The 26,901-nt window shown below is 68.4% G+C and carries 20 protein-coding genes and 3 tRNA genes; 14 read left to right on the forward strand and 9 right to left on the reverse strand.

The window, feature by feature from the left end; genetic code table 11:
- Positions 1 to 21: 21 nt before the first annotated feature.
- Complete coding sequence (locus OCU29_RS16910) at positions 22 to 435, reverse strand: DUF6457 domain-containing protein (protein WP_261820834.1); 414 nt, start codon at positions 433 to 435, stop codon at positions 22 to 24.
- A gap of 184 nt (positions 436 to 619) precedes the next feature.
- The gene (locus tag OCU29_RS16915; protein WP_261820835.1) at positions 620 to 1,189 is read right to left on the reverse strand and encodes a molybdenum cofactor guanylyltransferase; all 570 of its coding nucleotides are present in this window, start codon (positions 1,187 to 1,189) and stop codon (positions 620 to 622) included.
- 45 nt (positions 1,190 to 1,234) lie between these two features.
- Here OCU29_RS16915 and OCU29_RS16920 point away from each other — a divergent pair, with 45 nt between their 5' ends.
- The 3 genes from OCU29_RS16920 to OCU29_RS16930 all read left to right on the forward strand — a co-directional run bounded on the left by OCU29_RS16920 (position 1,235) and on the right by OCU29_RS16930 (position 3,342).
- On the forward strand, positions 1,235 to 1,999 hold the full coding sequence (locus OCU29_RS16920; protein ID WP_261820836.1) for a carbon-nitrogen hydrolase family protein: 765 nt from the start codon (positions 1,235 to 1,237) through the stop codon (positions 1,997 to 1,999).
- Positions 2,000 to 2,010: 11 nt separating this feature from the next.
- A complete protein-coding gene (locus tag OCU29_RS16925) occupies positions 2,011 to 3,036 on the forward strand; it encodes a hypothetical protein (RefSeq protein WP_261820837.1) in 1,026 nt (341 codons plus the stop codon).
- 75 nt (positions 3,037 to 3,111) lie between these two features.
- Positions 3,112 to 3,342, forward strand: coding sequence for a biotin/lipoyl-binding carrier protein (locus OCU29_RS16930; RefSeq protein WP_261820838.1), 231 nt, complete (start codon positions 3,112 to 3,114; stop codon positions 3,340 to 3,342).
- Between the two features lie 5 nt (positions 3,343 to 3,347).
- On the opposite strand, the gene OCU29_RS16935 is transcribed toward OCU29_RS16930, so the two are convergent.
- A tRNA-Ser gene (locus OCU29_RS16935) sits at positions 3,348 to 3,435 on the reverse strand.
- Between the two features lie 98 nt (positions 3,436 to 3,533).
- On the opposite strand from OCU29_RS16935, the gene OCU29_RS16940 reads away from it, so the two are divergent.
- Positions 3,534 to 4,007, forward strand: a complete 474-nt coding sequence (locus tag OCU29_RS16940) for a hypothetical protein (protein ID WP_261820839.1) — start codon at positions 3,534 to 3,536, stop codon at positions 4,005 to 4,007.
- An 84-nt stretch (positions 4,008 to 4,091) separates the two neighbouring features.
- Positions 4,092 to 4,185, forward strand: a tRNA-Ser gene (locus OCU29_RS16945).
- Between the two features lie 252 nt (positions 4,186 to 4,437).
- On the opposite strand, the gene OCU29_RS16950 is transcribed toward OCU29_RS16945, so the two are convergent.
- Positions 4,438 to 6,516 (reverse strand): hypothetical protein, encoded by a 2,079-nt coding sequence (locus tag OCU29_RS16950; RefSeq protein ID WP_261820840.1) that lies wholly within the window; start codon positions 6,514 to 6,516, stop codon positions 4,438 to 4,440.
- The gene (locus OCU29_RS16955; protein WP_261820841.1) at positions 6,513 to 7,604 is read right to left on the reverse strand and encodes a hypothetical protein; all 1,092 of its coding nucleotides are present in this window, start codon (positions 7,602 to 7,604) and stop codon (positions 6,513 to 6,515) included. The genes OCU29_RS16950 and OCU29_RS16955 overlap by 4 nt, the downstream gene beginning before the upstream one ends.
- 564 nt (positions 7,605 to 8,168) lie before the next feature.
- On the opposite strand from OCU29_RS16955, the gene OCU29_RS16960 reads away from it, so the two are divergent.
- From OCU29_RS16960 to OCU29_RS16995, 8 genes are all read left to right on the forward strand, one after another.
- Positions 8,169 to 8,522, forward strand: coding sequence for a hypothetical protein (locus OCU29_RS16960; protein WP_261820842.1), 354 nt, complete (start codon positions 8,169 to 8,171; stop codon positions 8,520 to 8,522).
- A gap of 200 nt (positions 8,523 to 8,722) precedes the next feature.
- Positions 8,723 to 10,396 carry a site-specific DNA-methyltransferase gene (locus tag OCU29_RS16965; protein ID WP_261820843.1) on the forward strand — a complete coding sequence of 558 codons (1,674 nt, stop codon included), beginning with the start codon at positions 8,723 to 8,725 and terminating at the stop codon, positions 10,394 to 10,396.
- The gene (locus OCU29_RS16970; protein WP_261820844.1) at positions 10,393 to 12,135 is read left to right on the forward strand and encodes a site-specific DNA-methyltransferase; all 1,743 of its coding nucleotides are present in this window, start codon (positions 10,393 to 10,395) and stop codon (positions 12,133 to 12,135) included. Before OCU29_RS16965 ends, OCU29_RS16970 begins: the two co-directional genes overlap by 4 nt.
- Positions 12,132 to 14,684, forward strand: coding sequence for a DEAD/DEAH box helicase (locus tag OCU29_RS16975; protein WP_261820845.1), 2,553 nt, complete (start codon positions 12,132 to 12,134; stop codon positions 14,682 to 14,684). Before OCU29_RS16970 ends, OCU29_RS16975 begins: the two co-directional genes overlap by 4 nt.
- Positions 14,681 to 15,577 (forward strand): S-4TM family putative pore-forming effector, encoded by an 897-nt coding sequence (locus OCU29_RS16980; RefSeq protein WP_261820846.1) that lies wholly within the window; start codon positions 14,681 to 14,683, stop codon positions 15,575 to 15,577. The genes OCU29_RS16975 and OCU29_RS16980 overlap by 4 nt, the downstream gene beginning before the upstream one ends.
- Before the next feature lie 73 nt (positions 15,578 to 15,650).
- The gene (locus OCU29_RS16985) at positions 15,651 to 16,484 is read left to right on the forward strand and encodes a hypothetical protein (protein ID WP_261820847.1); all 834 of its coding nucleotides are present in this window, start codon (positions 15,651 to 15,653) and stop codon (positions 16,482 to 16,484) included.
- 111 nt (positions 16,485 to 16,595) lie between these two features.
- The gene (locus OCU29_RS16990; protein WP_261820848.1) at positions 16,596 to 18,491 is read left to right on the forward strand and encodes a competence protein CoiA family protein; all 1,896 of its coding nucleotides are present in this window, start codon (positions 16,596 to 16,598) and stop codon (positions 18,489 to 18,491) included.
- A gap of 708 nt (positions 18,492 to 19,199) precedes the next feature.
- A complete protein-coding gene (locus tag OCU29_RS16995) occupies positions 19,200 to 19,334 on the forward strand; it encodes a hypothetical protein (protein WP_261820849.1) in 135 nt (44 codons plus the stop codon).
- A 131-nt stretch (positions 19,335 to 19,465) separates the two neighbouring features.
- Here the strand turns inward: OCU29_RS16995 and OCU29_RS17000 are convergent, their stop codons facing one another.
- On the reverse strand, positions 19,466 to 20,488 hold the full coding sequence (locus OCU29_RS17000) for a LuxR family transcriptional regulator (RefSeq protein ID WP_261820850.1): 1,023 nt from the start codon (positions 20,486 to 20,488) through the stop codon (positions 19,466 to 19,468).
- Positions 20,489 to 20,663: 175 nt separating this feature from the next.
- A complete protein-coding gene (locus tag OCU29_RS17005; RefSeq protein WP_261820851.1) occupies positions 20,664 to 22,481 on the reverse strand; it encodes a phosphoenolpyruvate carboxykinase (GTP) in 1,818 nt (605 codons plus the stop codon).
- Between the two features lie 341 nt (positions 22,482 to 22,822).
- Between OCU29_RS17005 and OCU29_RS17010 the strand changes: the two genes are divergently transcribed.
- Positions 22,823 to 22,895 (forward strand) — tRNA-Arg (locus tag OCU29_RS17010).
- Between the two features lie 61 nt (positions 22,896 to 22,956).
- On the opposite strand, the gene OCU29_RS17015 is transcribed toward OCU29_RS17010, so the two are convergent.
- Positions 22,957 to 23,361 (reverse strand): PaaI family thioesterase, encoded by a 405-nt coding sequence (locus tag OCU29_RS17015; protein ID WP_261820852.1) that lies wholly within the window; start codon positions 23,359 to 23,361, stop codon positions 22,957 to 22,959.
- Positions 23,362 to 23,565: 204 nt separating this feature from the next.
- On the reverse strand, positions 23,566 to 26,865 hold the full coding sequence (locus OCU29_RS17020; protein WP_261820853.1) for a M1 family aminopeptidase: 3,300 nt from the start codon (positions 26,863 to 26,865) through the stop codon (positions 23,566 to 23,568).
- Positions 26,866 to 26,901 lie beyond the last annotated feature (36 nt).

Here is a 26,901-nt window from a genome sequence, read left to right on the forward strand (position 1 = left end):
GCCCCACCCTAGGGGCCGCGGCTACTCCTCCTCGCCCGCTCCCGCGCCCGACCCCGTACCGGCGTCCGGCTCGGGGTCGCGGCCCAGGAGGTCGTCGAGGTCCTCGATCTCGGTCAGCGGGTCGGCCGCCCCGTCGAGCTCGTCCTCGGCGTCGTCGGTGCCGTCGGTGCCGTCGATATCGTCAGCGGCCGCGGTCGCGGGCTGGTCCCACCCGTCGGCCAGCGCGCGGACCCGCTCGGCCAGCTCCTCGACCACCGCGGGGTCACCGCCCTTGGCGCCGGCGGCCAGGCCGAGCAGGTACGCCGACAGCGGGGCCGCCGGTCGGGTCACGGCGTGGGCGACGTCGCGGGCCAGGTCGAGCAGCAGCGTCTCGTCGACCTCGGCGTCGAGGTCGAGCGCGTCGCAGAGCTCGTCGATCCAGTCGTGCAGGTTCACGCCCACAGCCTCCCGACCCGAACCGCCCGGCGCAAGACCTCCTGGGTCGTGGTCCGCGTCGTGGGTGGAGTCGTGGGTCGGGTCGTGTGGCTGAGGACGCGTCCGGGCGCGTCCAGGGGCCACGACCCGGGCCACGACCCGGGCCACGACCCGGGCCACGACCTGGGGGCGGGGCGGGGCGGTGTCAGCCGTCGGCGAGGTCGCGCAGGTCGGCCCAGGTGTCGACGTCGCGGTGCTCGCGCCCGACCGAGGCCACCTCGGCGAGGTCGAGGCGGCCCAGCAGGCGGCGCAGGGCCATGCCGTGCTGCTCCTCCAGCGAGGGTCGTACGTCGTCGAGCCGGTCGAGCTGCACCACCAGCGCCAGCGCGTGGCGGCCGTCCGGCGCGACCAGCACCGCCCCGTCGCGCCCCGTCGCGGCGTCCCGCAGCCGGTCGAAGGTCGAAGGGCCCACATGGGGCATGTCGACGGCGAGCACGCCCAGGGTGCGGGTCGGGCGCAGCAGCGCGTCGCGGCCGGTCAGCAGCGCGGCCACCGGCCCGCCGTGGCGCGGGTCCTCGCGGGTGAAGGTGACCGGGCGGTGCGTGGGCACCGGGTCCCCGACCACGACGACCTCGGCGGCGTCCAGGCACGCGTCGAGTGCATGGGTCAGCAGGGTGCGGCCGTGCAGCTCCACGGAGGCCTTGTCGGCGCCGTCGAGGCGCACCGCGGTGCCTCCCGCGAGCACGACGGCGCTGAACGCGGCGGTCTCGCTCATGCCCACCAGGATGGCAGCACCGGCCGACGGTGGCAGGCTGGGTCCATGACCACGCTGCGCGTCGCCCTGGTCCAGGAGGCCTCCGACACCGACCCCGGGGCCAACCGTGCCCGCCTCGAGCAGCTGGTGCCCGAGGGGCACGACCTGGTGGTGCTGCCCGAGGCCTTCGCCCGCGACTTCGGCCCGGCCGGCTCCGACGTCAGCGCCGACGCAGAACCTGTCGACGGGCCGTTCGGCTCCGAGGTGGCCCGGGTCGCGCGGGAGCGGCGTACGACGGTCGTGGCGGGCATGTTCGAGACCGGACCCGACCCCGAGCGGCCGTGGAACACCCTGCTGGTGCGCGGCGCGGCGCAGGCGGAGTACCGCAAGATCCACCTCTACGACTCCTTCGGCTACCGGGAGTCCGACCGGCTCAGCGCCGGCGAGCCGACCCCGGCCGTCGTCGAGGTCGGCGGGGTCAAGGTCGGGCTGATGACCTGCTACGACCTGCGCTTCCCCGAGCTCGCCCGCCTGCTGGTCGACGCGGGCGCCGAGCTGCTGGTGGTCCCGGCGGCCTGGGTGGCCGGCGAGCGCAAGGTCGAGCACTGGCGCACCCTGCTGCGCGCCCGCGCCATCGAGAACACCGTGTACGTCGCCGCCGCCGGCCAGCCCGCGCCGCGCTACAGCGGCCACTCGATGCTGGTCGACCCCCTGGGCGACGTGCTCGCGGAGGCCGGCGACGAGGCCGGCCTGGTCGCGGGTGTGGTGGACCTCGCTCGGCTGGCCGAGGCGCGGCGCACCAACCCGTCGCTGGCCAACCGTCGGTTGTAGCCTTCCTCGTCGTGTCCCCAGCCGTCTCCACCCGCATCGCGCAGGCCAGCGACGCGGTCGACCGGTTGGCGGCCTCGCGCTGGCCCCTGGTCGCCTGGGCGGTCGCCGTCGTCGCCGGGCTCGCGGCCCTCGTGACCGGCGTGGTCGGGGTCGGCCCCGCGTGGCTGCCCGGCGCCGGTTCGGTCGCCGTCTCCGGTGCCTTCACCTGGGCCCTGGTGGCCCGTGCCGGAGGTCGCCCCGTCGTCTTCGGCACGCTCGCGGTGGCCGTGGGCGTGGCGGTGCTGGTCCTCGACGAGGACCGGCTGCGCACCGGCGCCGCGGTCTGGACCTGCGTGGTCTCCGCGGTGCTGGCCGTGATGGGCACCGTGCCTGCCCGGCGGCTGCGCCACGCCGCCCGCGAGGCGGTGCTGGCCACGGGCGTGGCGGCCGTGGGCGCCCTCGCGGTGGTCGGCTTCGAGCCCGTCATCAGCGTCGTCAGCTTCGAGTACGCGACCCTCGGCCTGGCCCTGCTGGCCGTCTTCGCGCTGGTCTTCCGCCTCGGCGCCGGCTTCCACGGCCTGGGCCGCCGGGGGCTGCTGATCGTGCTGGTCGGCGGCGCGGTGCTGCTGCTGACCCTGGCGTACGCCGAGCTGCTGCGGCGCTACGGGCCCGGCGAGGTGGTCACCGACCTCCTCGACGGGGTGCGCTGGTCGCGCGAGAACCTGGGTGCCTTCCCGCGCCCGATCGCCACCGTGCTGGGCGTGCCCGCGCTGGTGTGGGGCTGCCACATGCGGGCCCGTCGCCGACAGGGCTGGTGGGTCAGCGCCTTCGGCGTCGCCGCCACCGCCTCGGTGGCCAGCTCGATGATGAACCCGTCGGTGGCCCTGCTCGAGGTCGGTCTCTCCATCGTCTACGGCCTGGTCATCGGGCTGCTGATCGGTGCCGCGCTGATCCGCCTCGACCTGCGCCTGACCGGCCCCCGGGGGCGCCGGGCCCGCCGCGCCGAGGAGCGGGCCGCCGGTCGTCCCGAGCCGGCCCGCGGCCAGGCCCTGCTCTGAGACCACGACCCGGCGCAGGGCCAGCGCCGGGTCCACGGATCCGGCGTACCTGCCGGTAACGGTTAGGTTCGAGGGGTGGCTCGCGAACAGGTGACGCAGATCGTGGCGGAGATGGTGGCCAACGTGCTCGAGGTGGCCGTGGCCGCGGGGGAGGACGTCGAGGTCGGCGACACCGTGGTGCTGCTGGAGTCGATGAAGATGGAGATCCCCGTCATCGCCGAGCTCGCCGGCACCGTCGTGGCGATCAAGGTCGCCCCGGGCGACGTCGTCCAGGAGGGCGACCTGCTGCTCACCCTGACCCGCTGAGGTCCTGGCAGAGGGGGCGGGATTCGAACCCGCGGTAGGTCTCCCTACGACCGCTTTCAAGGCGGTTCCGATAGGCCACTCCGGCACCCCTCCGTGCCCGCGCCGCTGGCGGCGCGTGCCAGGTCACTCTAGAAGACCGCCACCGACCGCCCGGGTGGCGCCCCGCGCGCGGGGTGGTGTGGAATCGAGTCATGCCCGACGCGCCGCTCCCGACCCCCTACGACTACCGCTTCGCGCAGTCCTTCACGGTCCGCCTGGTCGGCCTCAGCGTCGTCGGTCTCGGGCTGGTCATGTTCGTCGGAACCGCGCTGGTCGCGATGACCGGGGTCAACGCCGACGTCCTGGTCGTGCTGCTGGTCCTGGCGCTGCTGGGCGTCTTCTGGCTGGGCTGGTGGCTGCGCAACCGCGCCTACGTCCTGCGCGCCGAGGAGGACGGGTACGTCGTGGGGCCGGTGCGCGGCGCCGGGGTCAAGCGTGCGCGGTGGAGCGAGGTCGTCGAGGCCGGGACCGCCCGGCGCCACGACATCGACTGCCTGGTGCTGGAGCTGGGTGAGGGGCGCAGCACCACGATCCCGGTGCAGGCGCTGGCCCTCGACCGCGAGCAGTTCGTGCGCGAGATGCAGCGTCGGCTGCGCGCCGGCCAGGGTCACCGGCCCCTCGGCTGAGCCGTCGCCACCCGGCCGCCGCGGTGCCCGACGCCCCTGATTGGTGGCGGGCGGCCCCGGCCTTGTAGCCTGTCGGCGCTGCCGGGAGGCGTCGCCTAGTCCGGTCTATGGCGCCCGCCTGCTAAGCGGGTTTGGGGCTACAACCCCATCGAGGGTTCAAATCCCTCCGCCTCCGCCAGCGGGCTTTAGACGAAAGTCTTTGGCCTAGCAGAGGAAAATAGTGAGAAAGCCGCTTCGTGGCCCCGAGAGGGGCTGCGGGGCGGCTTTCTTGCATGTCAGACGTGATCGTGTGCGTCTGTACGGGCGCATGCTCGTCCAGGGAGCGCCTCAGGGGTCGTAAACGACGACAACCCGCCCGGTTCGGCGTAGGCCGAGTGTCCGGGCGGGTTGTTCGGTGTGGTGACCGGTGCTGGTCAGGCGGAGCGAGCCATCAGGCTGCTGGGGCTTTGTCGTAGTCGGGGTCGCCGCGTGTGCCCTTGGTGCCGGGCGGCAGGTGGGTGGGGGCGTGGTCTCCCTTGCGGCGGCGGCGCAGGATGTAGAGGTCGCCGTTGTCGTCTTCGAGGGCGTCTTCGAGGAAGCGGCGGACCTTCCTGACTCCGGCTGCTGCGAGGAGGATGGCGGCGAAGAGCGATTGGGCGGCGAGGCCTTTGACGCGGCGCTTGCCGGGTGAGCCGAGGGCTTCGTAGGCGTCGTCCTTGACGAAGCCGTGGAAGCCTTCTTGGGACTGCCGCAGGGCGTTGTAGGTGTCGGTGTGTTCGTCGGTGCCGAAGCGGATGTCTTGCTTGAAGCGCGCGATGGCGCGGCGCGCTTGTTGCTCGGGGGTCTCAGTGGTGGTGTCGTCGAGGGGTTGGTGCACGTGGATGTCCACGGTGACGCTTTCCTGTCGGCAGGGTTTGGGCCATTGGCCTGCCACTTGGGTTGCAGGATCGGGGACGATGGCTGGCTTCAACTTGGGGCTGGGCACGGTGAGTGGCCCGAGGAAGATCTGGTCTTCGGACTTGGGCTTGATGGGGCACACCACGGAGGGGTGTGAGCCGGAGGCAGGGCACCCCCAGCGTTGCTTGCCGGAGGTGTTGGTGTCCTTGTAGCGGGCTCGGTAGGTCTCACGGTTGGCGATGTCTTGTTGGTACTGGGCGCGCGCTGTGGCTCCGGCTGCGCTCCGCTGCTGCTTGTCGGTGGGCAGGTTCGCGAGAACCTCCCTGTAGGTGGCGGTGGCGTCGATGAGGTTCTGCGGCATGCTCGGGCAGTACAACTCGCCTTCGACCATGATCAGCCCGTCGAGGCTGGCTTGGATGCCGAGGGTGTCGTCGAGGACGGGCAGGACCAGTTTCCAGCCTGCTTGGCGGGCGGGGGTGTGGAACTTGGCTGGGTCGGCTTGTGCGTAGAGGCCGTCCCCGGCGAGGTAGCGCGGGACGTGTCCGGCAGTGATCAGTTGAGCGGCCATGCGTCGGAACGCTCCAGATGGGTCGACGCCTGGCCGGTCGAGGTGTGCGGCGAGGGGGAGTGCGGGCAGGTATTGCCGCTCTCCTAGGTAGTCGCAGACGGCGACGGTGAGGTTGATGTCGTAGGCGGAGTAGACCTTGGACCAGTCCTTCTCGGCGTCTTCGGTGTGGTCGCCCTGTCGGCTGTAGACACCGGAGTCGGGGTCGCTGGGGGCGATCTCCTTCTTGGCGGACCGCGTGGCGGTGTAGACCTTCATCGGGGTGGCGTCCACGCAGGCCGACCCTCGGTACTTGCGCCTGACTTTGGCTGGGAGCAGTTCGAAGGGCGTGCGCAGGATGCGGTTGCAGACGAGCACGAGGTTGCGTTGACGTTCGGCGATCTCTTCGTCGGTGAGTGGCCGGTCCAGGGCGCGCAGGGCGACGTAGGGCATCTCCTTGCCCTTGGGGTGAATCGAGGGGTCGATGGCCGAGAGGAAGCGGCGGAGCGCGTCCCTGGTCCGCTTCTCTGCTTGCCACTTCTGACGGCGTGCCGTGGTCCGGTTGAGCGCGGCGGGCATGGGTTCGATGCCGAGCAGACGCATCGAAGCAGGACGCAGACGGTGATAGAGAGTGCGCGCAATCTCGGTGCACAGGCATCCCTTGCCGTCGATCGCGGTCAGCAGCATGGCGACGACGAGCGCGCGGTAGTTGACCTTGGCTGGCCGTCCGGGCTTGATCTTCACCTCGTCGATGAGCCCTTCAATCATCTCGGGGACCTTCGAGTGACGGACGGCATCGAAGACCGCCCTCACGTGCTTGTCGTCGAACTTGGTGTCGTGCCTGCGGAAGAGCGCGTGCTCGGTGTCCTTGCCGGTCGCATCGGGGCCATTGAGGGCACTCACCTCGGCAATCGTGGCCGCGAGGAGGTTGTTCCAGTCGGGTGTCGGGAACGTCTGGCGCAGCGCTCGCCCCGTCTTGGACGGGTCGGCTGCTGTGGCCTTGCGTGTCTTGCGGGAGTTCGTGCCGGTGTTGCGCTTCTTGGTTGTACGGCCCTTCTTCGGCCGGTGCCCTGGTGATACCTCGCTCAACGTGCCGCGCCCCGTTCGGGCCCGCGTAGCGCCGCAGCCGCAGCCGCACTGTTCGGTGTCGGCAGCAACGTCAGCAACTTGTGCAGGTGGTTGGCCTCAGCGACCCCGGCTGCAGCCATGAGGATCTTGAGGGGCGTGCCGTCGGCGAGGTGCTCGCACAGCCACGTGTTGCGTAGCCGCACGTTGTTGAACTCCACCGGCGGGGCCCACTTGTGGGCACGCCGTAGTGACTCGTCGACTGCCGAGCCCGGCGGTGGGTCCAGGCGCCAGGGGGCGACGAGGTAGCCGCCGTGTTGAACGGTGGCGACGTAGCGCAGGAGGTGGTCCTCCCAGTCGCGGCGGCACGTCACGAACCGTATGAGGGCACCGTCCGGGTCGGTGACAGCGACGTGGACGCCGTCAGCGTCGGTGAAGACGTGGTCGGTGGTGATGCGGTACTTCTCGTTGCGGGTCAGGCCGAAACCCAGACCCAGCAGGATGTGGCCTTGGACGCGTTCGCGGCGAGTCCTCGGGCGTAGCCCACGAGCCCATGCCCACAGGTCGGCCTGTTCGGTCGGTGTCAGCGGCTCGACCGGGGCTTCGGTCGCCTTGGTGGCACGGGGGAGCCGCTTGATGCTCACGCCGTTGAGGTGGTCGGCGATGAGTTCGAGGCGGACTGCGTAGATGCTCGCGGACTCCGCCGTCAGGTGCCCCGCGCCGGAGATCCACCGGTACCGCGTGGCCTCACCGAGCGCGTGGTCGCGGGTGAGCGGTTGTCCGAGGCCGTGCACCCAACGGGCGAGCCCCCCAACGGCAGCCAGCGACCCCATCACCCACGACTCGGTGATAGGTGCAGGTGCGACCACCAGGGAGTCAAGGACAACCTGCTGGGCGAACAGCAGCGGCTCCGGCTGCAGCGGAGGGTGGCCCCGGTACCGGTTGACCCGACCAGCAGCGTGCTGCAACGCCGTGTCAGCGTCGGAGTCATAGGGGATCCCTCGGCTCACCATGTCGAGCCACCAGTTCGGGAAGACCGTGTGGTGACGACAACGACGCCCATCGGGGCAGTCGGCGTAGTGAGCCGTCCAGTTGACGCTCGGCCACACCACGGACCCCTCGTCGGTGTCGCGGGGTGGGTGGGGAAGAGGTCGATGGACCGGCCCGGTCGCCGGGCGCGGCTGGAACTGGGGCTGGTCGAAGGGACGTGCGAGGGCAGGCTCAGCGGAATCGACGAAGCGCAGACGAGTGCTGCGCTCGCGACTCGGCCGCCCGCCAGGACGGTCGGACACGGGAACTCCTGGGTGACATCGGAAACCCAGGGCCGCCTCGTGTTAGGGCACAGGCACCACTGGGTCGTGGTGGAGGGGTACGCCGGGAGACCCGGCGCACCTTCTGTGCCACGACCTGTTGTGCATAGGCCCGTCCTACCACTTCCAACACGTGCAAGTCGAACAAACGCTCGAACAAGTTCGCGGAGGCAGAGTCCGAGACGGATCGGCGCCATGACGGCGACGGGGGAGAAGTTGATCATGGGTAGGGCTTTCGACGGCCCGTCAGAACGTTGTAGGCCAACTTTCATGGAACACGTCCAAGAGCGCTTGTTTCGCCACCATCGCCTCGACGCGGGCTGAATAGGCGGTTCGCTGCCGTACGGCCGACCTAGCGTTCAGCGTGTGCCCAAGGGGACGCCACTGCCGCAACCCCGCGACTGGCTGCGCGATGACCCCGACCACAACTTGTTCGGACGCAACAAGCCCGTCCGCTGGAAGAGCGCCCGCTCGAAGAGTGACCGGGCGCTAGTTGCCGCCGCCCTCACCCAGCACGAGTTCGCCAATGCGCTACGCGCTCACCTTCGAAACCGGCGACCACCCATGACAACCAGCGCGCTCGCCCAGCACGCAGGGCTCACCATCGACCAACTCCGCCGCATTCTGCGGGGCGAAACCCACATGACGCTGGCCCACATGCAACTCCTCGCCGCCCACGCCGGGCTGCCGCTCGCCAGAAACGCGAGAACACGGGAATGACCGGACCCCACCGTGGGTGCCCTCGATGAGAGCAAGCGAAAGAGCGCTTGCGCTAATACATCGCCCGGTTCGTCCTGAAACGCCCGATATGTCCGATCCACTGCCTAGGGTGGCCTGACCGCGACAGGCTCAGGCGCTCCACCGCGAACTGCCGAACCTGCCGATAGCACTACCGAGCGAGAGGCAGGGGAGGCGACACCGTGGAGAACCGGGGGCTTCGGCTTGAACTGACATGGCCGAACAAGGACAGGTTCCTCCTCGTCCCCAAGGACGACGAGGGCAAGCCCGTCTGGGTCGACCCCGACCACCCCGCAGCCGCCGAAGTCCGCCTCAGCGACTTCACCGACGCCATTGGGGAAGTCGACACGACCAACCCGTACGCCGACAACGTGCTCTTCACCGGAGACAGCCTCGACGTACTCCGCATCCTCGCCGAGGTGCCCGAGTATGCCCGCGAGTACCGAGGCAAGGTGAACCTTGCCTACATCGACCCGCCCTTCAACACCGGACAGACCTTCACGCACTACGACGACTGGATGGAGCACTCCACCTGGCTGTCGTTCATGCGCGACCGACTCTTACTCATCAAGGAACTGCTGGCCCCCGACGGTTCTCTCTGGCTCCACCTCGACAACTTTGAGATCCACCGTATGCGCTGTCTGCTGGACGAGGTCTTCGGTGCGGACAACTACCTCAACACCGTGGTCTGGAAGCGCACGGGCGCAAAGGCTGCGGCCCGACGAGGCATGGGCACGATGTACGACAACATCCTTGTTTACGGCAGGTCCGAGGCGTCACGACTGAACGCTGTGCTGATCCCGTACACCGACGATTACATCAAGTCCAAGTACAACAACGAGGATGAACGAGGCCGGTACCAGACGGTCTCCCTGCTAGCCCCCGGAATCAGGTCCGGTGATAGTGGTCAGCCCTGGATGGGGATTGACCCTGGCAGTCGCCGGAGGCACTGGGCGGCCCCAAAGGTCGAAGGCTTCATGACCGAATCGTGGCCGTCCATGACTACCCGGCAGCGGCTCGACGCCCTACTGGAAGCGGGCTACATCCACGTCTCCACCAAGGAAGACTCTGTTCCCCGCCAAAAGCGCTACTTGAGCGAGGCCGGTGGAGTCTCTCTCGGCGACTTCTGGAACGACATCAACGTTCTCAACTCTCAAGGCCACGAGCGTGTCGGGTACGACACCCAGAAGCCCGAGGCCCTACTGCAACGCGTCATCGAGATGTCCACGAAAGAAGGCGACATCGTCCTCGACTGCTTCGGCGGCTCCGGGACAACGGCTTCTGCCGCGCACAAGATGAGTCGCCGTTGGGTCACATGCGACATCCTCCCCGCCACCGTCGAGGGCTACACGCGACCCCGCCTCGAAAAGGTCGTTGCCGGAGACAGCAGCGGGATCACCACCGACACTGGTTGGACGGGGGGAGGTGGGTTCCGTGCCGTTGACGTTTCTCCCTCCATGTACGAAGTCACCCCCTTCGGGGTACTCCTCGCCGACTGGGCCACGAACGGACGCTTCGCCCGCGCCGTCGCTGGGCAGTTGGGCTTCAATTGGCAGTCCGAAGGTCTCTTCTGCGGCGTCCGAGGACGGATGCGGCTAGCGGTCTTCGATGGCGCCATCGGGGCCGAAGAGGTCCGGCAGACAATCGCCGCCCTCGGCGACAAGGAGCGCGTCACCATCGTCGCCAAAGCGGTCCTGCCCGGTGCAGAGGAAACGCTGCGGGAACTGTCGACAGGATCGCGAATCCGCAAGGCCCCTCGCGACCTGCTCTCCGCCGGTGCCAAGCGAGCACGCCGACGCGTCGAGGCAGCCGAGCGGTCGGTCCAGGTCCAGATACCTGAAGGCAGTGACCAGTGACCGGGGTTGCCGCCTCTGGCGCGCGTCTCGAACTGACGTGGTCGGGCAAGGACCGGCACCTGGTGTCTCCTAGTGACGCCTCAGGGCGACCGGTGTGGGTGGACCGGGACCATCCCGCCGCCACGGAGGTAAGGCTCACCGAGTTCACCGGCACGCACGGTGACCTCGACGAGACCGCCAACCCTTACGCCGACAACCTGCTCTTCACCGGCGACAGCCTCGATGTGCTCCGCGTCCTGACCAACACCCCAGAGTTTCGACGCGTATACCGAGGCAAGGTCAAGGCCGTCTACATCGACCCGCCCTTCAACACCGGGCAGGCGTTCGAGCACTATGACGACTGGATGGACCACTCGACCTGGCTGTCCTTCATGCACGCACGGCTCCTCCTCATCGCAGAACTCCTCTCCGACGAAGGCTCCGTTTGGGTGCACCTCGACGACGCCGAGGCCCACCGCATGCGATGTCTCATGGATGAGGTGTTCGGCGCGCAGAACTTCATCGCCGACCTGACCGTCGAAATGAACCCCAAGGGTCGCCAACTCGACAAGTTCTTCGCCGGATCCAACGACCGGGTCCTTGTCTACGCCAAGAACAGGGCTCTGGTGACGCTGGAGTGCGGGTCCAAGGACGATGTAAACCACGCCGACTTCCCCAAGACCGACGAGAACGGACTCGCGTTCCGGCACCTGCCATTGCGGAACACGAACAAGAAGTTCAACCCGCAGACCGCCCGCACCATGCACTTCGCGATCCATGGCAACCCGCGCACCGGGAAGGTGGCGATGGAGCCGTTCGAAGGTTCACAGGCCATCTGGCCGGTCTTCGGCGACCTCACCCCGGCTGTGTGGCGCTGGTCGCCCCCGAAGGTCATCGCGCAGGCCGACGAACTCGAATGCCGCGAGGTGTCAGGGCGAGTCGGGATCCGCGCCGACATCTTCCAGCGCGACTACCTGGGTGAGAATCGCACCAAGAAGTTGAAGACCGTGTGGATGTCTGCAGACACCGGGTCGAGTGATGAAGGCAAGCGCGAGTTGAAGGCCCTCAACCTGAACGGCTTCGACACCCCCAAGCCCGAGCGGCTCCTCAAGCGCATCATCGAGATCGCCACCGCCCCTGGCGACATCGTGCTCGACGTGTTCGGTGGCTCCGGCGGCACCGCAGCAGTCGCTCAGAAACTGGGTCGCCGCTGGGCGACTGCCGAAATCAAGCAGGCCACCGTCGACGGGTTCACCCGCCCCCGACTACTCAAGGTCGTCAATGGGCTCGACGGCGGCGGCGTCACGAAGGTCGTTGGCTGGGACGGCGGAGGCGGGTTCCGCACCGTGCGCGTCGCGCCGTCCATGTACGAGGTCACGCCCTACGGGGTGATGCTCGCCGACTGGGCCACCAACGGAAAGTTCTCCCGAGCCGTCGCTGCCCAACTGGGCTTCGACTGGCACCCCGAGGGCCCCTTCTGCGGACGGTCGGGCCGGATGCGGCTGGCCGTGTTCGACGGAGCCGTCGGACCCGAAGAAGTCCACCACACCGTCGGCGCTCTTGCCGATACCGAACGCGTCACCCTCGTCGCCAAAGCGGTCCTGCCGGGCGCTGAACAAACCCTCAGCGAAGCATCGTCAGGCTCAGTGATCCGCAAGGCACCACGCGACCTACTGTCGGGCAGTGCCCAGCGCAGCACCCGACGACGCATGACCGCCAACGAACGCACCGCGCAGGCCCAGAAGGAGAACAACCAGTGAGCATCCCCTACGACGAGGCACTCGTCGAGCAGATTTCGCACACGCTCGACCTGCGTGCCCCGAACCAGGCGGCGCTCGACACGTTGGCCCAAACACTCGACACCGCCACGCCTGGACAAGAACTCGTCGCCGACCTGGCCACCGGTGTCGGCAAGACCTACATCGCCGGTGGCGCACTCGACTACCTCTACGAGTCCGGTGTGCGCAACGTCGTCATCGTGACACCTGGCTCGACGATCCAAAAGAAGACCATCAACAACCTCACGCCCGGCCACCGCAAGTATCTGCGCGGCCTGCAGTGCAACCCGCTGGTCATCACCCTGGACACCATCGAGCGCGGCGAGGTCGCTACCGCCCTAGAGGACGACAACCGCTTCAAGGTGTTCGTCTTCACCGTCCAGTCCCTGCTCGGCTCCGGCAAGGGCGGCAAAGACGCTCAGCGCCGCGCCCACCGACCGCACGAGACGCTCGGGCAGGCCGTCTACGACTACCTCACCGCCGCCGATGACCTCATCGTCATCGCCGACGAACACCACATCTACTACTCCGGGTCGGCCAAGAAGTTCCAGGCCGCCATCGACGACCTGAAGCCCGCCGCCATGATCGGGCTCACCGCCACACCGCATCCCTCTACGCCGGAAGAGAAGATTGTCTTCCGATACCGGCTCTCGGAGGCCATCGCCGACGGGTACGTGAAGATCCCCGTGCTCGTGTCACGGCAAGATGGCATTAAGGACGCTCGCACCCAGTTGGCGGACGGGCTCACCCTGCTCGACGCCAAGGCAGCCGCGATGCGCGCCTACTGCCAACAAACCAAGAAGCCTTACGTCGAACCCATCCTGTTCGTAGTCACCCAGACCATCGACGAAGCCAACGAGTACCGCGACCTGCTCGCCGGACCCGACATGCTCGGTAGCGCCGACAAGGTCCTGTCGGTGAACTCCGAAGAGACCGAAGAGACCCTCCGGCTGCTGGACACCCTCGAAGATCCCAACAGCCCGATCCGAGCCGTGGTGTCGGTGGACATGCTCAAGGAGGGCTGGGACGTCAAGAACATCTACGTCATCTCCTCCACCAAGGCCCTCGAATCAAGCCTCCTCACCGAGCAGATCCTCGGACGTGGCCTGCGGCTCCCTTTCGGGCAGCGCACCGGCAACCCCATGCTCGACACCGTCGAGGTTCTCTCACACAACTCGTTCTCCGCACTCCTCAAACGAGCCCGTGCGCTGCTGGAAGAGACCATCGGCGACCGTGCCGCCGTCGCCACCGTGGTGGTCAACCCGAAAACCGGACAGAACGTGCCCGGCGTCCCACTCACCGCCACCGGGGACCTTCCCGAGAGTGCCCAGCCCACCTCCGGCGAGGTCCAGATCCAACTCCCCGGCGCTGCCGCCACCGACACCAATCAGTTGGGCCTCTTCGAGGCCGACGAGGTACCCGCCGGTGACCCGGCCCAGACCCACGTCGGGCTCACACTGGCCACCCTCGACTCCCGCGTCGAAACCGCCGCCGAGGCAAACCAGATCCTGACCCGGACCCTGACCCCCCGCACGCCCGGCGGTGTCCGCATCCCGCTGTTCCTGCCACGGGTTACAACGAGGTGGGAGCGCGACCCGTTCAGCCTCGCCTCGATCAACCTCACCGATGTGGAAGTCCTCGGCCGCCAGTTCGCCAACGACGACGCCCCCACGCTGCTTCAGAAGGTCATTGACGCCGAACGTGACGAGGAAGGCCACGCCAAGGTCGTCATCCACGACGCCACCTACACCGTCGCCGCCTCACAAGTCGCCATCCCGTACGGCGATATCGAGACCGACCTCGTGCAGCGGCTACTGCGCACCAACGGCATCATCATGAACGCCGTCGAGCAGAACGCCGCCCTCGCCATCACTCGCGCCTTCATGTCCGGTGCCGACGTGACCGTCGAAACGCCCTGGCGCGCCGAACACGGCAGGCTGGCCGCCGCCCGCCTCGCGGAATGGATCAACACCAAGCAGACCTCCAGCCCCGCGCGCGAGGTCAAGGACGTGGACCATGTGAAATGGCCCGAACCGCCCACCGTCACCGAAACCCGCCCACCGGCCGACCGGCACATCATCACCACCAGCGCCGAGTTCACCCGCAACTACCCCTACGAAGGCTGGACCAAGTCGGTCTACGAGATCAACACCTTCGACGCCTACTCAACGGAGTTCCGGCTCGCGTCGCTCTTCGAAGGCACCAACGACGTACAGGCGTGGATCCGAATTAACGACACCGTTCCGCTACGCATCCCGTACCACGTCTCCGCCATTCAACGGCAGTACGAACCCGACTTCATCGTGATCGACAACCAGGGCACCTACTGGATCGTCGAGGGCAAGGCCGATAGCGAGATGACCTCCAATGCGGTCATCGCCAAGCGTGACGCCGCCCGCGAATGGGTGAACACCGTCAACGCCTCCGACACGGTCCACGACAAGTGGGCCTACCTCCTCGCCTCCGAATCCGTCATCGCCGCCGCCAGCACCTGGGGTGCACTCAAGAACGGCGGGCAGGCATACCAGTGACCACGACACCGCCCATCTCCGAAGCGCAGAACACCCTCGATCGGCGGCGACTGGTTCGGGCGTTCGCTCGCCTCTACAGCGACGCGAAACTCGTGTTCGCATTGCGAGTCCTCATCGTGTTCGTCTTGGCAGCGGCAAGCGCCGTTGTCTCGCTGGCCAACCCGAACCTCCGCACCGCCATCGGCGGCGTGGGCGGAGTGATCCTCCTCCTTGCCTCGTTCGTCGTGGGCAGTGTGGAGAAGTGGCTGCGTATGCGCGCAGCCGCCACGCAGGAGAAGTTCGACACGGAGGTATTCCGACTCCCGTGGAGCAGCATGCACGCGGACCGACCGCCGCAGTACGTGATCACGAGGGCCGCCAGCCGCTACAAGGGGTCGCGCGACGCGAACTGGTACGGGGACACCAAGAGCGTCCACCGGCCTTACGACGTGCTGATTTGCCAGGCATCGAACTTCGGGTGGGGCGCAACGATGCATCGCATCTGGGGGTGGACCCTCGTCGCTGGAGCAGTGCTCCTCGTTGTCTTCATCGGGGCAATCGCCCTCCTCGCCAACCTCGCTCCGGGCGACACCTTCCTTGCGCTCATTGTCCCCTCGCTCGCGCCATTCAAAGAGATCGGCGAACAGATCAAAGCCAACTTCGAAGCGGCCCGAACCAAGGAATCGGCCGAAGGCAAGGTGAACGACTTCTGGTCCAAGGGCATAGACGGTTCAAAGGAAGTTAGCGAGGGAGACCTTCGGGCTGTGCAGGACAAGATTCTGCTGCTCCGACAGAGCAACCCCTATGTGCCCGACTGGCTTGATCAAAGGTTCCACAAGAAGAACGAGGCCGTTATGCGTTCGACTGTGGAAGACAAGGTCGCACAGGCGCAGCGACAGGGGTGCGCTGATTGACACTCGGCTGTTGTCGGCGGGCCAACTTAGGGTGCGCACGACACGCGGACACCAACACTAGGGACAGCACCAGATGACTCAGACCACGACGCAATACCTCGACTCGCTCCTCTCCCTCTACACCCCTCCAAGCACCTACTTCGACAAAGCGCGAACCCACCGCTCGGGGATTGAGGTGCGGCTCGACACCTGGCTGGGCGTCAAGGAGATGTTCGAAACCGGATCGCTCAGGCACGGCACCGGCGTTCGCTTCTACAGCGACGTGGACTACATCGTCAGCCTCAAGGGAACACGTCCGACTTCGACGACTGCGCTGAACAACGTCCGCGATGCGCTTAAGGACAAGTATCCGAACACGACCGTCCGGGTAGCCCGCCCCGCCGTGGTCTGTGAGTTCGCAAAAGGCGACGAGACTGTCGAAGTCGTACCAGCGTTCGCTGCTGAGGGCGGCGGATATTGGATCCCCGACCCGAAGACCGGCGAATGGATGAAGACCCACCCCAAGGACCACAACGCCTACGTCAACGAGGTCAACAAGTCGCACTCCGGCGGAGCCAAGAAGTTGGCGCGCCTAACCAAGACGTGGAAGTACAAGCGCAGCGTCCCCGTCTCCTCCTGCTACCTCGAAATGCGGGCAGCGAAGTATGCCGATGGTGAGTCCTACTGGTCGCTGCCCCAGGACATCTACGGCTACTTCAAGCACCTCCAGAACATCTCGCTTGCCTCACTGAACGACCCAACCGGCCTCGGTTCGCGTTTCAACGCCTACTCGTCGGAGTCCAACAAGGCCGACGCGCTCTCCAAGTTGGACACAGCAGTGGGCCGAGCGAGGAAGGCGAAGGACTACTATTTGGCCGGAAACAATGCCGACGCCATCGCGCAGTACAAACTGCTCTTCGCCCATTAAGCCCTTAGGGCCGAGGCTGCGTCACCGGGGGCCGCCGCCGTCCCAGTACATGGCGCGCACCCAATCGGTTGATCGCTACAACCTGCCGGTCATCGAACCGATAATTCAAACATGACCGGCAGCAGACACGACCGTGGCCTCGTCGAGGCGTTCCTCGATGATGAGTTCCGGCAGGTGTGGGCCGCCGAGCGCAGCACCGGGGAACCTCGGTTCCTACCGGACGGGGAAGCAGCGGATCTCCGTGCCATCGCGAAGGCCGAATGGCGCTGCCCGGTGCCCGACTGCGAGGTCGAAATCACCACGGTCGGCGGGACCAGCCGCCGCCATCACTTCCGTCACAACCAGCCGTCGCCTCACGCGTCGGACGGTGAAAGCGAGTTCCACCTCGCGGCCAAAGCGATGATCGCTGCCTGGGCCGAGGCTCGCGTCCCCACCAACGCATCCGTCAAAGAAGAGCGCTGGACCACCAAGCACCCAGACACCAGCCGCTACCGCATCGCCGACGTCATGGTGACCTGGGAGACCGGCCACCAGACGGCCTTCGAAGTCGAATACAAGAACTACGCGCCCGAGGACTGGGAAACCAAACAGTCCGACTACGACAACCACGACCCCAACCCCATCGCGTGCGCCTGGCTGCTGGGCCATCTTCGACTCAAGCGCCCACCGCGAGGCAGCCACCTTGCCGATGACCCCTCGATAGTCCGCATCCCGCTCCTTGGCCAGGAGTGGAACAAGGCCGGGCGACCCCTGCTGGTCATCAACCCAGTGACCCGCCAGATCGGCACCATCACCAGCCAGCACGAGGGCCCCTACGGACCCGAGTCCCCGGAAGAGGAAGACACCTACGGACGACTTTACGTAGACGCCCTGGACGACTGCGAACTCGACACCGAGCGCGGCATCGTCACCCCCACCATGCGCCGCATCGACGTAGCCCTCGCCCGCCGCAGAACTGCAGAAGAGAAACGCCGCCGTGCCGACGAAACCGCACGACAGCAACGTCTCGCCCAAGAACAGGAAGCACAACGACGTCGCGACGAAAAGCAACAGCGCAACTCACTCTTCGCACAGCGCAACGCACAGCGATGGAACGCGTCCCCACTCAAAGACATCGCCGCCATGCGATGGGGCAGTCACGTGCCCGACATCCTCACCGACAGCAGCGGTGAATGGTGGTGGATCCACGCCGAACCACTGCACTGGCACCTCGCCCTCTACGAGAACTGCATTCACGACCGACCGATCGGAACCACCTTCACGATCAACGACTGCTGGTCGGCCCTGGCCGCGCACCAGATCCAGACGAACAACTCCCGGAGCAACCGCTTCAAAGCACTCGTCGCGTTCCTCGAAGCGTTGACACGAGTCAGCCTCATCTCGATCGAGCGGCAGCAGAGCGGCCTCATCTCACATCTCCAGATCGACGCAACCCTCGACGACCTGGAACGAATACGCCACGAACGCGCGGAGCGAGCCAAGAAGACACAGGCCGCGAGGGAGGCCGCAGACGCCGAGTCCCGCAGGGTCAAAGCAGTCTTACAACAGCAACGTCGAGAGCAGAAGAAGGAACGCACCGAGCGCCTCGAAGCAGACTCTGCACGCGACTGGCAGGCACAAAAGCAGCGCCTCGCTGATATCGACGCCCGCAAGGCTGAGCACGAGAAGCACTGGATCGACTCGGACATCCACCGGGACGTCGCTGCTGTCCACGGCGGCGAGATACCGCCCGCCATCAAGTGGCCAGGCGGGGAACACCTCGCCGCCATACACGCTACCCCCGCACACTGGCACGCCCACATCTACATGACCCACGTCCACGGCCAGCCCACCGGCAACCAGGTCACCCCAGAGACGGCACGCAAGACCCTCGAAGCCGCCGACATCAACCTGGACGAGAACACACAGAGCGTCCTCACCGCCATCGACGCGTACCTCTACAACCTGACGCAACGAGGCATCCTCCGGGTGCCAACGGACGGTCAGCGTTCCTACGTCCTCGCCTGACCCGCTCGAAGAGATTCAGCGACGTGGACTCACCGCCGACATGGACGGTATGGAGCGAACCCTCGCCGCCATCCTGGCCTTACCTCTCCTCTTCGGATGCGAAGCCAGCGAAGAGAACACGAGCGCTTACGGCACGCGCTACGAGGAGGCTGAGCGGAACGCGCCCGACGTGCAGGGCGACCCCGCAGTCTGGGCTGGCGCTATGTGCTCAGGTGAGAGCACCGAGTCCTCCTGACAGCGCATGAGTCACTCCCGGCAAGTCCATGCACGACATCCACACCGGCGCAGCCAGCAACACAGGAAGTGAGTAGCGGCGTGTGGAGGTCACGCTCGCCCGCCGATAAGGACGGCGAGTCGTTAGAACCTGTGCAACCCACCGAAGGACAACCCATGAACAACGAACCCACCCGCTCGCGGGGAAAGTTGCCCGACCGTGCGGGGCGAGCATCTAATCTCGCCCGCATCGCCGCAGGTTGGGGGCTTTCGTCTTGAGCCCGCCAGCGCACGACCCCCGCAGGTCCTCGACCAGCGGGGGTCGTGCCATGCCCGGGTCCCGCGGTGCGTCCCGGACCGACGAGGTCGTCCTGCAGGTTTGTGCATTGCAGGAACCTGGGGCAACGAGCACGGTGCCGACGCGCGTGGCCTGGGGCACACTCGGTCCTCACGGACCACGACCTGGTCCGACTTGAGCTGTGAGGAAGGTTCCCCATGAAGATCGTCCGCAAGGCCGGGCTCGTCGTCGCCACCACCGCTGTCACCGTCGGGCTGCTCGGTTTCGTGGCCCCCGCCCAGGCCATGGACACCAGCTGGGGCTGCGGCGGCTACTGCCGCAAGGCTCCGTGACCCGGCGTCCCCCGGTGCACCTGGGCTGAGCCACCCCGCTGCGGCGTTGCCGCGCACGAGAGGCCCCATCCGTCCCGGTGGGGCTTTTCGTGCGCCCGGACGTGCTTGGGCGGGCTGCGGTGGCCTCAGTCCTACGCGGGCCCGTCGTCGGCGCGCTCGGGGCCTGAGTCGGTGCCCGACAGCCCCAGGCGGCCCATCGTGTAGCCGAGCTGGAAGCGGGTCTCGGCCTCGTACTCGTCCTTGAGGTCGGCGACGTACCCGGCGTAGGTCCGCGGGCTGACCCCCAGCCGCTTCGCGCTGACCGGGTCGGCGTGGCCCTCGATCAGCATCCGGATCGTCATCTGCCGCTGCTCGACGGCGATGTCCTTGAGCAGCGAGGACTCCTTGTTGTTGAAGGCCCGGCCGCGCTCCCAGGCCCGCTCGAAGACGTCGACGAGGTAGGCGACCACCGACGGCTCGCGCACCGCGATCGCCACCCGGAGGTCCTCGGCGCCCGGGATGATCGCCACTCGTCGGTCGACCACGATCATCCGGTTGAAGAACTCGTCGAGGGTGCGCACCTGGGCGCCCCGCTCGGTCACCGAGGCCACGTAGCGGTGCGTGACGGTGCTGCGGCGCGCGCTGTGCTGGTAGAGCGTGCGGATCCGCACGCCGCGCTCCAGCGCCGAGATGTCGCGCTGCGCCGCTGCGGCCAGGGTGGCGGCGTCGCGCCCGGCCTGCGGCTGCGCGGTGAGGATCTCCTCCTCGACCTCGGCCACCAGGCCCTCGAGGTAGGTGCTGATCGCGTTGTCGCGCAGGTAGGTGAACGGGCCCCCGCGCTCGCTCTGGGGAGCCCGACGCCAGGTCTGGGCCAGCCCGCCGAAGGCGCGCGCCCACTGCGAGGACTCCTCGAGCAGCCGGCTGCCGTCCTGGCTGAGCGGCGAGACGACCCGTGACTGCACGCTGGCCGGGTCCTCGGGCAGGTACGACGCGCCCTCGGGGTCGAGGTGCAGGAGACCGAGCTCGAGCAGCAGGTCGAACGCGGGGCGGGTCTCGGCGCCGTCGGCGACGCGGGGGTCGTCGACGCGCAGCCCGCCCTCGGTGACGGCAGCCTCGTACAACGGGGCCGCCTGCGACTCCAGGAGTGCTCGCTGCTCGGGGCCGTAGCTCGACACCTGTTCCTCCTGGGGGCGTGGGGGGTCTGCCTGGGGCTGGGTCTCCGAGGCGCTCGATCCTGTCACACCTTGCACACCCCCGGGGGGCAGTCGACGCCGCGGGCGCTGACGCAGCGGACCCCGCCCCCGGAGCGGGGGCGGGGTCCGTCGTGACCTGCGGTAGTGCCGCGGGGGCTCAGACGCCCAGGCGGGCCTTGAGGCCGTCGAGCTCGCTCCACAGCACGCCGGGGAGGTCGTCGCCGAACTTCTCGAACCACTCCTGGATCTGCGGGATCTCGGCCTTCCACTCCTCGGCGTCGACCTCGAGCGCGGCGGCCAGGGCGGCCTCGCTCATGTCGAGGCCGTCGGTGTCGAGCGCCTCGGGGGTCGGCACGTGGCCGATCGGGGTCTCGACCGCGGCGGCCTGGCCGTCGATGCGCTCCACGACCCACTTCAGCACGCGGCTGTTCTCGCCGAAGCCGGGCCACAGGAAGCCGCCCTCGTCGTCGCGGCGGAACCAGTTGACGTAGAAGATCCGCGGCAGCTTGGAGGCGTCGTTGTCCTTGCCGACGTTGATCCAGTGGCTGAAGTAGTCACCGGCGTTGTAGCCGATGAAGGGCAGCATCGCCATCGGGTCGCGGCGCACCACGCCGACCGCGCCGGTCGCGGCGGCGGTGGTCTCCGACGACAGCGTCGCGCCGAGGAAGGTGCCGTGGGTCCAGTCGCGGGCCTCGAAGACCAGCGGGACGGTGGTCTTGCGGCGACCACCGAAGAGGATCGCGTCGATCGGGACGCCGCGCGGGTCGTCGTACTCGGCCGCGAGGATGTCGCACTGCTTGATCGGGGTGCAGTAGCGGCTGTTGGGGTGGCTGGAGAGCTCCTCGGAGTCGGGCGTCCAGGGCTCGCCCTTCCACGAGGTGGCCTTGGCCGGCGGGTTCTCCAGGCCCTCCCACCACACGTCGCCGTCCTCGGTGAGCGCGACGTTGGTGAAGACCGAGTTGCCCTTGTTGATGGTGCGCATGGCGTTGGGGTTGGTGTGCTCGTTGGTGCCCGGCGCCACGCCGAAGAAGCCGTACTCGGGGTTGACGGCCCACAGGCGGCCGTCCTCGCCGATGCGCATCCAGGCGATGTCGTCGCCGAGGGTCTCGACCTTCCAGCCCGGGATGGTGGGCTGCAGCATCGCGAGGTTGGTCTTGCCGCAGGCGCTCGGGAAGGCCGCGGCGACGTACTTGGTGACGCCCTGGGGGCTGGTGAGCTTGAGGATCAGCATGTGCTCGGCGAGCCAGCCCTCGTCGCGCGCCATGACCGAGGCGATGCGCAGCGCGTAGCACTTCTTGCCCAGCAGCGCGTTGCCGCCGTACCCGGAGCCGAAGGACCAGATCGCGCGCTCCTCGGGGAACTGCACGATGTACTTGGTGTCGTTGCAGGGCCACTTCACGTCGGCCTCGCCCTCGGCGAGGGGGTGGCCCACCGAGTGCACAGCCTGCACGAAGTCGGCGTCGAGCTCGGTCATGCGCTCGAGCACCTTGGAGCCCATCCGGGCCATGACGCGCATCGAGGCGGTGACGTAGGCGGAGTCGGTGAGCTCGATGCCGAACATCGGCTTCTCGGCGTCGAGGTGACCCATCACGAAGGGGATGACGTACATGGTGCGACCGGTCATGCAGCCGTCGTAGAGACCGCGCATGATCGACTTCATCTCGTCGGGCGCCATCCAGTTGTTGGTGGGCCCGCAGTCCTTCTCGTCGACCGAGCAGATGTAGGTGCGGTCCTCGACGCGCGCCACGTCGATGGGGTCGGAGGCCGCGTAGTAGGAGTTCGGCTTGATGCTCGGGTTGAGCTGGGTGAACGTGCCGGTGCCGACGAGCGCGTCGGTCAGCATGGTCCACTCGTCGTCGGAGCCGGTGCACCAGTAGATGGCGTCGGGCTTGGTCATCGCCGCGACCTCCGCGACGAAGTCCAGGATGCCCTGGTGGGTCGTGGGGGCGTCGTTCAGTGCCTGGTCGGCGGTCATCTGCCTTACCTCTCGCGCATTCGCGGGGACCTGGCCTCGCGGAGCGGGGTCGGCAGGCGCCCCGGCCGTCGAGCGTATCGACGGTGTGTCGTGGAGCTGGTGTGGATCGCGTGGCGTCGTTGCCGGCGACTTTTGTAGGGTCCTGGTGCGGTGCCGATGAGGGTCTCCGCCTGGGACTTCGGCGAATGTACCGCCGCGCTTTAACCCCGCATATTGGATCGTTCAACGCCGTGTGCCGCGGGTCACAGCCCGGCCGGCGTACGTCGTGGGGCTCGGCCCGATTTCAACTCGCCGGGCGACTCGGCTACTCTTCTCAGGTCGCTCGGCACGCCGGGCGACGGGCGCCTGTAGCTCAACGGATAGAGCATCTGACTACGGATCAGAAGGTTTGGGGTTCGAATCCCTACAGGCGCGCAAGACACGAAGCCCGGTCCGACTCGGACCGGGCTTCTTCTGCGTCCGGGGGTCGCTGCCGTCAGACCACGGCCTTGACCACCTGCCCGGTCGCCACCAGCTTGTCGCCGACCCGCAGCTCGCCGGAGAGGAACGCGTGGGTGCGGCCGAGCCGGTCGACCCGGGCGGTGCAGCGCACGACCTCGCCGTCGCGCGCGGCCGCGATGACCGAGGCCGTCGAGCTGACGGTCACGGCGTGCGACTCGTCGGGCAGGGTCTCGAGGAGCCGGAGGAAGCAGGTCACGTCGAGGAGCAGCGGCACGAGACCGCCGTGCAGGACCGCCGAGGGGTTGGTCGTCGCCTCCGTCACCGTCATCTCGACGCCGGCCGCGGGATCGGCCTCGACCGCCAGGCGCAGCCCGAGCGAGCGGTGCAGGGGCAGGTCGAGGACGGTCTGGACGATGGCTGCTCGGCGGTCAGGCGTCACGTGTTCCTCGGAGGTGCTGGGGCGGCCCGGCTGTTCGAGCCGGCTGGGGGTGCCATCATGACGCAGTCGTTTCGCCCCCCTTCTCCGTGCCCTTGGGGTACGCGGGTCCCGTCCACCGGCACCCGGCTCCAAGCGCACGCGAGGCCCCGGCTCTGGCGAGCCGGGGCCTCCTGCTGCTGCCGGGTCGCTAGCGACCCGAGGGGCTCACCGCACCGTCCTCGTCAGCGTGCTGTTGACGGAGGTGTCGGCGTACCCGGGACGGGACCCGGCGACCTTGACCTTGATCCGCTTGCCACGCAGGGCTGCCCCGAGCTCCAGGCGCTTGCCGGTCTCCCGTGACAGGATCTTGCCGTCGGCGAACCAGCGGTAGGTGAGGGTCACCTCGTCCTCCCACTGCCCGGCGCGGACCACCAGGGTGCGTCCGACCCGGGCCTGGCCCTTGATCTTGGGCCGGCGCGGTGCCTCGAGACGAGCGGCGGACACGGGAGCGGTGGCCTCGCTGGTACGCGTGGCCGGCTCGTATCCGGTCCTCGCCCCCGTCACCGCGACCGTGACGACCCCGCCGACGTCGCCTGCCCGGGGGCTGAACTCGGTGGCGGTCTCGTCACCGACAGGCTCCCCGTCGACGAGCCACTGGTAGGACAGGTGGACCCCGTCGTCCCAGGTGCCGGCCTCGGCGCTGAGCACCTCCCCGAAGCGGGGCGTCCCAGCGATGGTGGGGGTCGGCGTGAGCGTCATGCCGGCGGCAGCCACGGCGTCGGACTCGGCACTGGTACGCGTGGTCGTGGCGTACCCGGCCTTGGTGGCCGTCACGCGCACGGTCAGCGTGCTGCCCAGGTCGTCGGCGGTCGGCGAGTAGCCGGCCCCGGTGGCGCCATCGACCGCCTCGCCGCCCGAGAACCACTGGTAGGCCAGCGCGGTGCCGTCGTCCCAGCTGCCGGCCTCGGCGGTCACGGTGCCGCCGAAGACGGGGGTGCCGGCGATCGTCGGGGTGGGGGACGAAGCGAACGTCCCGAGCGCCACCGGCGCGGTCGGGGCGCTGGTGCGCGTCACGCTGTCGTAGCCCGGACGCGAACCGGTGATCTGCACGGTCACTGTCTTGTCGACGTCGGCGGGCACCGGCGTGTACGACGCGGTCGTGGCGGCCGGCACCGCCTGGCCGCCGACGGACCACAGGTAGGACAGGGTGGCTCCGCCGTCCCAGGTGCCGGTGTCGGCGCTGAGTGCTGCACCGACGGCCGGGTCGCCGACCACGGTCGGGACGGGCGTGCCGGTGAGGGAGCCCCGCGCGACGGGCGCGCTGGGGGCGCTGCTGCGCGTCACGGGCAGGTAGCCGGCCCGGTCACCGGTCACCTCCACGCTCACGGTGCTGCCCACGTCGGAGGGACGCGGCGAGAACGTCGCGCCGGTGGCTCCGGCGACGACCTCGCCGCCGACCGACCAGACGTACTGGAACGTGCTGCCGGTCCTCCACCCGGCCGTCGCGGCGGTGAGGGTGCCGTCGACCACCGGCGTGCCGGTGACCTCGGGGTCGGCGGTGGGCGTCAGCGGCTGGGCGTCGACCGTGTGGCTGCTGGTGCAGGACTCGGCGCACAGGCCGCCGAGCGAGGTCGCGGCCGGGGCCGCGGTCGCGCTCAGCGCGTCGCTGGAGGCGTCGTCCGCCACGACGACGGAGAAGGAGGTGGTGGCGGTGCTGGCCCCGGCCGTCGTCGGGGTCGTCGGCACGGTCCAGACGAGGTCGGTGCCGTCACGGACGAGCCCGTCGGGCAGCTCGTCCAGCTCGGCGTCGTCGAGGACGTCACCGAGGTCGACCTCGACGACCGCCCCGTCGAGAGCCACGCGTCCGACGTTGGTCACGTCGAGGGTGTAGGCGATCTCGTCGCCAGGCTCGACGACCCCGTCGCTCGGCTCCGCGGTGAGGGCGAGGTCGTACTTGCCGGGCCAGGCCGGCTTGTCGGCGTCGTAGATCCAGTCCTGCCAGAAGGCGTCGAGGTCACGCCCGGAGACCTCCTCGGCGAGGTCCTTGAGCTCGTCCCCGCGCGGACTGGTGCCGGCGTGCCGGTCCTGCCACCGTCGCACCACGGTGAGGAAGTCGTCCCGGCGCAGCGCGGTGTGCAGCGCCTCCCAGAACTGCGCGCCGCGGGTGTAGGTCTGGTAGCCGTACAGATCGGCCGAGCTCGTCTGCGCACCCGGCGGCGTGGCCCAGCTCGAGCTGGACGCGGCGCGGCCGTTCCAGCTGTTGTAGTAGGTCGTCTCGACCGCGGCCCAGCTGGGCGAGGCCGCCGCCACGACGTTGTTGTAGTAGGTCGGGGCCCACGAGGCCATCCCCTCGTTGATCCAGATGTCGGTCCACAGGCCGGGCGAGACGTTGTCGCCGTACCACTGGTGCGCGATCTCGTGCGTGAGGGTGTTGCCGTTGAAGGAGCTCACGCTCGGGAAGAAGGAGCGGTCCTGGGTCTCCAGCGCGTAGCTGATGCCGCTGGGCACCGAGTCGACGATGACTCCGGTGGCATCGCCCGGGTAGGGCCCGTAGATGCCCTCGAGGCCACGGGTGATCGGCCCGATGGCGGCGCGGCGGTTGGTGAACGTCGTCTTGTTGGCGGTGGACTGCGCGGAGTCGATGAAGGACAGCTCGGGGATCTCGCGCCCGCTGGCCAGCGTCACGGTGCTCTCGTGGACGTCGTACTTGCCGACCGAGACCACGATCAGCTCGCTCGCCATCTGCTGCGCCATCGTCCAGCGCCAGGTCGTGCGGGTGCCGTCGTCGGTGGGCACCTTGGCGCTCAGCACGCCGTTGCTGGCCGCGGCCGCCGCGCCGGTGCCGGCGAGGTTCGTCAGCTCGTTCGGCACGTTGACGTCGATCGTGTACGACGCCTTGTCGCCGGGGGTGTTGTTGTGCGGGTAGACGGTCATCGCGCCGACCGGTTGGGCGAGGAAGGTGGCGCCGTCGGAGGTGCCCACCCAACCCTCCCACGAGCCGTCCGCGTCGGTGTGCCGCTCAGGGACGCCGTGGTAGGCGACGTCGACGGTGAAGGCGCCCTCGACCGGGGTCGCGGGAGTGATCACCAGCTTGTACTTGTGGGAGGGGTCGTAGGCGACCCCGGTGACCACCTCGCGCGTGAAGGCGGCCGGCTCGCCGTCGACCTCGACGCTGTCGATCGTCAGCCCGCGGAAGTCCATCGAGAAGGAGCGCAGCGCGTCGTCGGTCGTCCTGGCGTCCATGTGCAGGCTGGCCTGGTCGAGGACGCCGCCCATGATGCCGCTGACCACGCCGGTGGGGCTCCAGCGCAGGTCGAGGTCGTAGTGCAGCGCGTCGTAGCCGCCGTTGCCGATGTGCGGGAACTGGGCGTCCCCGACGCTCTGTGCGCCGTCGACCGGTTCGTGGGCCGCGCCGGTGGCCGGCGGAGCAGCCGCTCCGAGGGCGAGGGCCGCCACCAGGGTCGCGACGGCCGGGAACCGGCGGTGACGACGGCCGGGGCCGTCCTGTCGTGTCGGGTGCGTCATCGGGCGCGTACCTCTTCCAGATCCTCGTCGCCGGCA

Origin of the sequence: Nocardioides sp. OK12, from assembly GCF_024341885.1 — a bacterium.
GTDB classification, from domain to species: domain Bacteria; phylum Actinomycetota; class Actinomycetes; order Propionibacteriales; family Nocardioidaceae; genus Nocardioides; species Nocardioides marinisabuli.

Coding starts and splice junctions, on each gene's coding strand:
- OCU29_RS17020 (WP_261820853.1), bottom strand. CDS start 26,865: ATGACGCACCCGACACGACAGGACGGCCCCGGCCGTCGTCACCGCCGG.
- OCU29_RS16990 (WP_261820848.1), top strand. CDS start 16,596: ATGACCGGCAGCAGACACGACCGTGGCCTCGTCGAGGCGTTCCTCGAT.
- OCU29_RS16985 (WP_261820847.1), top strand. CDS start 15,651: ATGACTCAGACCACGACGCAATACCTCGACTCGCTCCTCTCCCTCTAC.
- OCU29_RS17005 (WP_261820851.1), bottom strand. CDS start 22,481: ATGACCGCCGACCAGGCACTGAACGACGCCCCCACGACCCACCAGGGC.
- OCU29_RS16995 (WP_261820849.1), top strand. CDS start 19,200: ATGAAGATCGTCCGCAAGGCCGGGCTCGTCGTCGCCACCACCGCTGTC.
- OCU29_RS16915 (WP_261820835.1), bottom strand. CDS start 1,189: ATGAGCGAGACCGCCGCGTTCAGCGCCGTCGTGCTCGCGGGAGGCACC.
- OCU29_RS16940 (WP_261820839.1), top strand. CDS start 3,534: ATGCCCGACGCGCCGCTCCCGACCCCCTACGACTACCGCTTCGCGCAG.
- OCU29_RS16920 (WP_261820836.1), top strand. CDS start 1,235: ATGACCACGCTGCGCGTCGCCCTGGTCCAGGAGGCCTCCGACACCGAC.